Here is a 7397-nt window from a genome sequence, read left to right on the forward strand (position 1 = left end):
GGGTCAGGCGGTCAGTTGCCCGGTCTGATAGTCGCGCAGCGCCTGCTCAATCTCGTCCCGAGTGTTCATCACGAACGGGCCATACTGAACCACCGGTTCACCAATCGGGCGCCCCGCGATCAGTAGCAGTCTGGCGCCAATCTCACCCGCTGCCACCACTACCTCGTCGCCGTCTGCCAGCACGTTGGCAGCGGACCGGGTCAGTCCTGTGCGCTCATCACCGGTGACCAGGTGAGCGTTGCCCTCATACAGATAGAGCATGGCATTCAAGGGTTCTGCGACGGGTAGGCACACCTGTGCATTCGGCTCCAGGTGGATGTCGGCGTAAATGGGCTGGGTACTGCCGCCGACCACCGCACCCGAAATCCGGGCACCGCTGACCGTCATTTCCCCGGCAATCAGTTTTACCGACGCGCCGGGCGGGTTGAAGACCGGAATGTCCTCCGGCTGGATATCCTGGTAGCCGGCCGGCTTCATTTTTTCAGCAGCGGGCAGGTTCAGCCAAAGTTGAAACCCGCGCATTACGCCGGACTCCTGCTGTGGCATCTCGGAATGGACGATGCCCCGGCCAGCCGTCATCCATTGCACGCCACCGTTACGCAGATTACCCCGGTTACCCAGGTGGTCCTCATGCAGCATGTGACCTTCGATCATGTAAGTAACCGTCTCGAAGCCGCGGTGCGGGTGGTTGGGGAAGCCGGCAATGTAATCCTGCGGCTGGTCTGATCCGAACTCGTCCAGCATCAGGAACGGGTCCATGCGGACGCTCTGACGTTGGCCAATAGAGCGTTTAATGCGTACACCGGCACCGTCTGAGGTATCCAGTGCGGGGATGATCTGTTTCAGGGCGCGGAGCGTCATATCGTCCTCCTTCAGGTTGCGATAAGGCTATTAAAACGGGCGCAAGCCGAGGATGAAAACGCAGAATTCTGGCGGGGCACATCAAAAAAACTGAAGGAGAAGCAGCGACCGGTGTCGGCCGCCGCTTCAAACGGCTTATTCCACGTTACGGGAATAGAAGATTTCGAGCATCTCCCGGCGTAACCGGTCTTCGATGGACTGGGCTTCCGAGGCGTCCAGGTCGCTGGCGTTTACGCCGAACACGTAATTATTCAGGTTGAATTCTTTCAGCATCATCTTGGTATGGAACATGTTCTCCTGATACACGTTCACGTCGATCATTTGATAGGCGTTCTGCGTGTCTTCGGTCAGATAGTTCTGGATCGAGTTGATGTCGTGATCAATGTAGTGCTTGGTGCCGTCCACGTCGCGAGTGAAGCCGCGCACACGGTAGTCGACCGTGACCACATCGGAGTCAAAACTGTGGATCAGGTAGTTCAACACTTTCAACGGCGAAATCAGTCCACAGGTGGATACATCAATGTCAGCCCGGAAGGTGCTTACGCCATCATGGGGGTGGCTTTCCGGGTAGGTGTGAACCGTCACGTGGCTCTTGTCCAGATGGGCCACGATGGTGTCTGGCAGCGGGCCTGGAGATTCCTCGTTATCGGTTTTGCCGTCGGTCACCTCATGCTCTGCAATCAGCATGGTGACAGAGGCACCGTGAGGCTCGTAGTCCTGGCGGGCGATGTTGAGGACGTTAGCGCCGATGATCTTGACGACGTCAGTCAGAATCTGGGTCAGGCGTTCTGCGTTGTACATCTCATCGATGTAATCAATATAGGCTTCGCGCTGTTCTTCGGTCTGTGCGTAACAGATGTCGTAGATATTGAAGCTCAGAGACTTGGTCAGGTTGTTGAACCCGTGCAGCTGTAGTTTGGATTCCATAATAATTGATCACCTTTTACGCAGACCGGCAGAGAAAGTTGCGTATTATGCATACCGTGTGTGTCAATGAATAGTATTTACAATGACATTTTTGGTAACAACGGCGTTGGCAGAAAACTGCCAACGCCGGAGGCCCGGGTTTGTTAGCCTGCGTCGCGAATTTCGTGACTGTGAGTAATGTCTACACCGGCTTTACCCAACATGATAGAGGCGGAGCAGTATTTCTCCGCAGACAGACTGACCGCCCGTTCTACCTGCTTGTCTTTGAGGTTGTGGCCAGTGACTACAAAATGCAGGTGAATCTTAGTGAACACCGCGGGTACTGCGTCGGCGCGCTCGGCCTCCAGTTCGGTATGGCAGGCGGTGACCTCTTGGCGGCTTTTCTTCAGAATGCTCATGACGTCAAAGGCGGAACAGCCACCCACACCCATCAGCAGCATTTCCATAGGACGTGGCCCGAGGTTCTCGCCACCGTGGTCTGGCGGGCCGTCCAGTTGCACGCTATGGCCACTGCCACTGGTGGCTTTAAAGCTGGCATTCCCGGTCCAGTCGATGGTTGCTTTCATTGGGATCTCCCATGGATGGTGGTCGGTTGGCGGGCGATTCGAGGCTGCCTCGAAGTAAACCCCGGGATGCTAGCACAGTCTTGCGGTGTCGGCAGCCGGTGCCGTGAGACCAAAGAGGTATTGCTCTGAGATACAAGTTGTATCCGCTTTCGAGTTGCCCAATTGAGACCTTCTTGTTATAAGTTATTGGCCATATATATAAGAAGCATGAAACCTGCAGGGAAATGCGGGGCAGAAAAACATCAGGAACCGCTAGACTCTGAGGAGGCACGTCTCGCATTATGGCTACCATTATCAAGCCGGTTGAGCAGAAGACCAAACACCTGGATTACTTTCTCTCGCAATGTCACCGTCGGCGCTACCCCGCCAAGAGCACGATTATCTACGCCGGTGACAAAAGTGACTCCTTGTTTTACATCGTCAAGGGTTCCGTCACCGTCATAATTGAAGACGACGATGGCCGGGAAATGATCATGGCATATCTGAACGCCGGTGACTTTTTTGGTGAAATGGGGCTGTTCGATAACATGGATTCGCGCAGTGCCTGGGTCAAAGCCAAGACCGAGTGTGAGGTGGCAGAGATCAGTTACACCAAGTTCCGGGAAATTGCGCAGCAAGATCCCAGGGTGCTTTATTTTATTGGCGAGCAAATGGCGTCGCGTCTGCGCCAGACCACCCGTAAAGTGGGCGATCTGGCGTTTCTGGATGTCACCGGCCGGGTTGCCCGTACCTTGCTGGACCTGTGCAAAGAGCCAGACGCAATGACCCACCCGGACGGCATGCAGATTAAAATTACCCGTCAGGAAATTGGGCGCATCGTTGGTTGTTCCCGGGAAATGGTCGGCCGAGTGCTGAAAACCCTGGAAGATCAGGGGTTGGTGCGGGTGAAGGGTAAAACCATGGTGGTGTACGGTACCCGTTGATTGAAAACCAGTTTAAGCTCGCTAAAAAGGCCGCTGTGTAACAGCGGCCTTTTTGCGTTGTGGCGGAGCCATCAGCATTGGTGATGCGCGCTGACAAATTCCCGCACCGAGCGGGCGACGGCCTCGGGTTCAGTTACTGGTGCCCAGTGCGTTGTATCCAGCTCCTGTAGCGTCAGTTTTCCGGTCCATTGCGACAGTTGTTCGGTCAATTGGCGGCCAACATAGGCGTCGCGGGTCGGAATAATGACCTGCACAGGACACGATGCTTTGCGGGGTTCGGGTCGCAGTAACTTGGACAGAAAGTTGGCTCGGTACAGGTTGACGCCGTATTGACCATCCGCCTTCTGCATTGGGCTGAACTGCGCTTCAGTTATCTCTTCGTGCTTTCTCAGGTAGTCCGGCCACAGTCGGTCAAGGCCCGCTCGCCAAAGGCTTTCCGGAAGCATGGGAACCTGAAACATCATGACGTACCAGGAGCTGGCAAGTTGCCGCAGCACTTTGCCGGTGCCTCCGGAACGGAATGCTGTGATTTGGTCCCTGATCCAGTATCCAACGTGATCCAGGCACGGGCCAGAAATTGCCGTGTAGGAGCGTATGCGACCATCCAGTGCCCCGGTTGTGACCGTTTCCCAGCTTTGAATAGCGCCCCAGTCGTGGGCGACAAGGTGGAAGGGTTGACCGGGGATTATCGCATCGACCACCGCCTTCAAGTCCCGGGCCAGCCATTTCATTCGGTAGGCGCTTATCGTCGACGGCTTGTCAGAGCGACCGGCGCCACGGACGTCGTAGCGAACCACAAGATAGTCTTGCTTTAGCTGCTCGGTCACTTTGTCCCAGACGGTGTGGTTGTCTGGATAGCCATGAACCAGCACCAGGGGCGTATTGCCGGGGTTTCCTTCGGCTTTGGCGTACAGAGTCAGATCACCGCTGGTGATCCAGTGTTCACGTTCAATGCTCACGCTCATTACAACCTTGTAGACGGATGAAGCTCGTCAGATTAGCGGCATCGAACGGTCGACTCAGCGGCTAAACAGGCCAGAAACCATGCCGGTGGTGTCAGCTTGCGATTGGCTGGCCAGGGTCGGTGAAACACTCGGGCCAGGCAGGCATTGAAGAGGGTGTAGCCAGACATCGTTGGCGTTGGTCTCGTTGAGCATTTCGTGGCGGCCGCCATCAAACAGTCTGAGTGAAACCGCAGTGAGGGTCCGCCAGATCGGGTTCGGAAACCGTCACGGTCATTCGGTGATGGTCAGTACTGGTCAGTTGCAGAGTCTGCTTGTGCATGGTCCGGTCCCGGCTCCTTTGTGGCCGGGCGTTGCCACTCCGGCGGTTTCCACAGGTGTTTGAGTCGAGACAACAATCCGCCGGGTTGGGCCATGTCGCGGAACAGGTCCACGTATTCGTGAGTCCAAAGCACAATCAGGTTATTTGACGCCACCGGGCGGGTAATGCCGTATTCGGGTGGTTCTTTGGCGTCTTCATCGGCAAAGGTGCCGAACAGGCGGTCCCAGAGGATCAGCGTGCCGCCGTAATTACGGTCGATGTAACCGGGGTTGCGGCCGTGGTGTACCCGGTGGTGGCTGGGAGTGTTGAATATCGCTTCGACGGCAACGGGCAGGCGCCGCACCAGCGTTGTGTGGATGAAAAACTGATAAACCAGGGAGAGGGCATAAGCCACACCAATCCAGACCGGATTGAAGCCAAACAGCGCCAGGGGCAGATAAAACATCCACATACCGTTGAATATGTTGGTGGCATTCTGGCGCATGGCGGTGGAAAAATTCATACGTTCAGACGAGTGGTGTACCACATGGGCTGCCCAGAACCAGCGCACGCGGTGGCTGGCCCGGTGCATCCAGTAAAAACAGAAATCGACACCGATAAATGTGAGCAGCGCCGTCAGCCAGTTCAGTTCCAGCTCAAACAGACGGTAGTGATAACACAGAGCGTAGAGCGGAAACGCGATGATGCCGGCAAACAGCAGTTCTGTGGTTTGATAACCGGCGCCGAGGATGAAATTGCGAACCGCCTCCCGGGTATCCATCAGAGCGGGGTCGTGGCGGATTTTCAGGTATTCCCAGACGGCCACGCCAACAAAAACCGGGGTGGCGACCACAAAGATCAGCTGCCGTTCGTCCAGGGCCAGCCAGGGTGCCAGGGTTTGCCAGAGTGTCAGCAGGCCGCTGTCTTGCAGCACTGCCTGCATCATATCAATTAACGCCATAGGTGAGCCCGCTGCTATTCTTGTTCAGCGGTTATCATGGCATAGCCGGCACAGAACACACTGTCCTATTGCGCCAGCAACACTGGCGGTTTCCGACAGCGATGGTCAGTCAGCGGTGCTGCTGATAGAGCTTGGCGATGGGTTCCAGTTTGGGCTGCCAGTTTTGCAACCAGGCTTGCACCGGTTTGGGAATTTTTGCCGGCTTGGGCCAGGGCACCGGGTACTGGGGCGGTTGGAATAACGGTGCCAGCAGTGCGCCTGCGGCCAGATCCGCCCGGCTGAATTGTTCGCCAACCAGGTAAGGCTGCTGACGGTAGATGGCTTCCAGTTCGGTGATCAGGGTTTCCAGGGTTTGCTGCGCAGCGTCGGCGGTTTTCTGATTAATCTTCATCCAGTTGCGCATGATCTCATCAACCCGGCTGAATGCCAGGCTGAGCATAAAGCGGTTATAAAAGGGCGTTCCCGCCGCCAACAGAGGGATCACCACCTTGGGCCGCTGCAGGAAGTAATGGTAAACCCAGGTGCGAATGGCGGGCCCTGCCAACTCATCCAGTTTTGTCTCCCAGCTCAGAATCTGCTCTCGCAGTGCCGGATTCTCTGGGGTAAGCGGGCGCTCGGGGAACGCCTGCTCCAGATAATCGAGGATCTGTGCCGAGCCTTGAATAACTTGGCCATCGTGATCCAGCACGGGTACAGAGGATTCTGCCCGGGTTAGCTTCTTGATGGATTTTACGTGTTGGCCCGGCAGCAGATTGACGGTATCGTAGTTGATGGCCTTGTAATCCAGCGCCCAGCGAACCTTCTCGCAGTAATGGGAAATACAGAATTGATAAAGCTTGACGGTCATGGCGGAGCTCCCGGTTTCTGAATGACGCAAGATTAACGCTAATGTCACCGAATTCCCAACCGGTGAGGCATAGACTGCGAATAATATTCATTATTACAGGGGGGTTATATGAATCTTGCAAAAAATATCCTGGCGATGCTGCTGGTCACAGGAACGCTTTGGGGCTGCTCGCTATCCCAGGAACGAGAGGCGGGAAAATGGTTCGACCTGGCGGGAAGTGACTGGCAAATTCAGGATATTGACGGTCAGCCGGTTGAAGTTGACAGTGAAGTCACTATCCGTTTTGCGGAAGAGGGTCGGGTATATGGCAACTCCTCCTGCAATCGCTATCACGGTGGCTGGAGTGCCGAGGGCAGTCAGCTGGAATTTTCACAAATGGCAGCCACTCGAATGGCCTGCCCTGACAATTTGATGCACCAGGAAAACCGATTTCTGAGATTGCTGGGCGATGTCCAGAATTACCGACTTGAGGCAGGTGGACGGTTGGTGCTTGAAACCGTGAATGGAACGAGGATTACCGCGGTGGCCTCCGACAGCGAACCGGAATAAACGCTTCTTGCCGGTGCCGGCGCTATTTTTGCGCCGGCGGCTGTCAGCGTGGGTCTCTGTGGTGACAAGCGTGGTTTATCGGTTGCAGAATCTCTAAACTAGCGATCTGTAGTCTCGAACAACAGAGGATGTGTTCATGTTTATGCGACGAGTTTTGCCGTTGTCCGTCGTGGCCTCAATCGGCCTTGGGTTGGCGGCCTGTGCTTCTAATCCCCAGACTGCGGGTCTTTCTGAATACGATAGTTATCGCTGTGGTCAGTTGGACGTCCGTATCACCGGCTCTGAAGGCAGCGATCTGGTGGGACTTGAATACCTGAATCGCCGAGTCCTTTTGAAACCTGCGGTGGCCGCCTCCGGCGCGCTCTATGTCGCGCCCGGTGATCCCGATACCCGGTTCTGGGGTAAAGGCGAGCGGGGAACCCTGACCCTGCGCGGACAGACCTATCCTGAGTGCCTTGAGCCCGGGGCTATCGAAACGTCGTTTCGGGCGATTGGGACAG

Annotated in this window: 9 protein-coding genes; 3 read left to right on the forward strand and 6 right to left on the reverse strand. The window is 55.9% G+C overall.

Translation table 11 applies throughout. The features are described 5' to 3' along the window. Positions 1-3 precede the first annotated feature (3 nt). The 3 genes from IBX51_RS09035 to IBX51_RS09045 all read right to left on the reverse strand — a co-directional run bounded on the left by IBX51_RS09035 (position 4) and on the right by IBX51_RS09045 (position 2354). The gene (locus IBX51_RS09035; RefSeq protein WP_291830839.1) at positions 4-861 is read right to left on the reverse strand and encodes a pirin family protein; all 858 of its coding nucleotides are present in this window, start codon (positions 859-861) and stop codon (positions 4-6) included. Positions 862-996: 135 nt separating this feature from the next. Further along, positions 997-1788 (reverse strand): adenosylmethionine decarboxylase, encoded by a 792-nt coding sequence (gene speD, locus IBX51_RS09040; RefSeq protein WP_291830840.1) that lies wholly within the window; start codon positions 1786-1788, stop codon positions 997-999. A 143-nt stretch (positions 1789-1931) separates the two neighbouring features. Then, a complete protein-coding gene (locus IBX51_RS09045; RefSeq protein WP_291830841.1) occupies positions 1932-2354 on the reverse strand; it encodes an OsmC family protein in 423 nt (140 codons plus the stop codon). A gap of 281 nt (positions 2355-2635) precedes the next feature. Here IBX51_RS09045 and crp point away from each other — a divergent pair, with 281 nt between their 5' ends. Further along, positions 2636-3277, forward strand: a complete 642-nt coding sequence (gene crp, locus IBX51_RS09050; RefSeq protein WP_044389147.1) for a cAMP-activated global transcriptional regulator CRP — start codon at positions 2636-2638, stop codon at positions 3275-3277. A gap of 71 nt (positions 3278-3348) precedes the next feature. On the opposite strand, the gene IBX51_RS09055 is transcribed toward crp, so the two are convergent. The 3 genes from IBX51_RS09055 to IBX51_RS09065 form a co-directional block, all read right to left on the reverse strand. Further along, positions 3349-4236 carry an alpha/beta fold hydrolase gene (locus IBX51_RS09055; protein ID WP_291830843.1) on the reverse strand — a complete coding sequence of 296 codons (888 nt, stop codon included), beginning with the start codon at positions 4234-4236 and terminating at the stop codon, positions 3349-3351. Between the two features lie 290 nt (positions 4237-4526). Then, entirely contained in the window at positions 4527-5501 is a 975-nt protein-coding gene (locus IBX51_RS09060) for a sterol desaturase family protein (RefSeq protein WP_291830844.1), read from the reverse strand. A 109-nt stretch (positions 5502-5610) separates the two neighbouring features. Next, positions 5611-6348: a glutathione S-transferase family protein gene (locus IBX51_RS09065; protein WP_291830845.1), complete on the reverse strand. Its 738-nt coding sequence runs from the start codon at positions 6346-6348 to the stop codon at positions 5611-5613. A 108-nt stretch (positions 6349-6456) separates the two neighbouring features. On the opposite strand from IBX51_RS09065, the gene IBX51_RS09070 reads away from it, so the two are divergent. Both IBX51_RS09070 and IBX51_RS09075 read left to right on the forward strand, forming a co-directional pair. Then, positions 6457-6897, forward strand: a complete 441-nt coding sequence (locus tag IBX51_RS09070) for an META domain-containing protein (RefSeq protein WP_291830847.1) — start codon at positions 6457-6459, stop codon at positions 6895-6897. A gap of 136 nt (positions 6898-7033) precedes the next feature. Then, the coding region (locus IBX51_RS09075; RefSeq protein WP_291830848.1) for an MliC family protein at positions 7034-7397 on the forward strand (364 nt) is incomplete at its 3' end.

The sequence above is a fragment of the Marinobacter sp. genome, assembly GCF_014859525.1.
GTDB lineage: Bacteria > Pseudomonadota > Gammaproteobacteria > Pseudomonadales > Oleiphilaceae > Marinobacter.

What these genes read in the sequence shown, in the direction of transcription:
- IBX51_RS09035 (WP_291830839.1), bottom strand. Translation starts at nt 861, where the DNA reads ATGACGCTCCGCGCCCTGAAACAGATCATCCCCGCACTGGATACCTCA.
- speD (WP_291830840.1), bottom strand. Translation starts at nt 1,788, where the DNA reads ATGGAATCCAAACTACAGCTGCACGGGTTCAACAACCTGACCAAGTCT.
- IBX51_RS09045 (WP_291830841.1), bottom strand. Translation starts at nt 2,354, where the DNA reads ATGAAAGCAACCATCGACTGGACCGGGAATGCCAGCTTTAAAGCCACC.
- crp (WP_044389147.1), top strand. Translation starts at nt 2,636, where the DNA reads ATGGCTACCATTATCAAGCCGGTTGAGCAGAAGACCAAACACCTGGAT.
- IBX51_RS09060 (WP_291830844.1), bottom strand. Translation starts at nt 5,501, where the DNA reads ATGGCGTTAATTGATATGATGCAGGCAGTGCTGCAAGACAGCGGCCTG.
- IBX51_RS09065 (WP_291830845.1), bottom strand. Translation starts at nt 6,348, where the DNA reads ATGACCGTCAAGCTTTATCAATTCTGTATTTCCCATTACTGCGAGAAG.
- IBX51_RS09070 (WP_291830847.1), top strand. Translation starts at nt 6,457, where the DNA reads ATGAATCTTGCAAAAAATATCCTGGCGATGCTGCTGGTCACAGGAACG.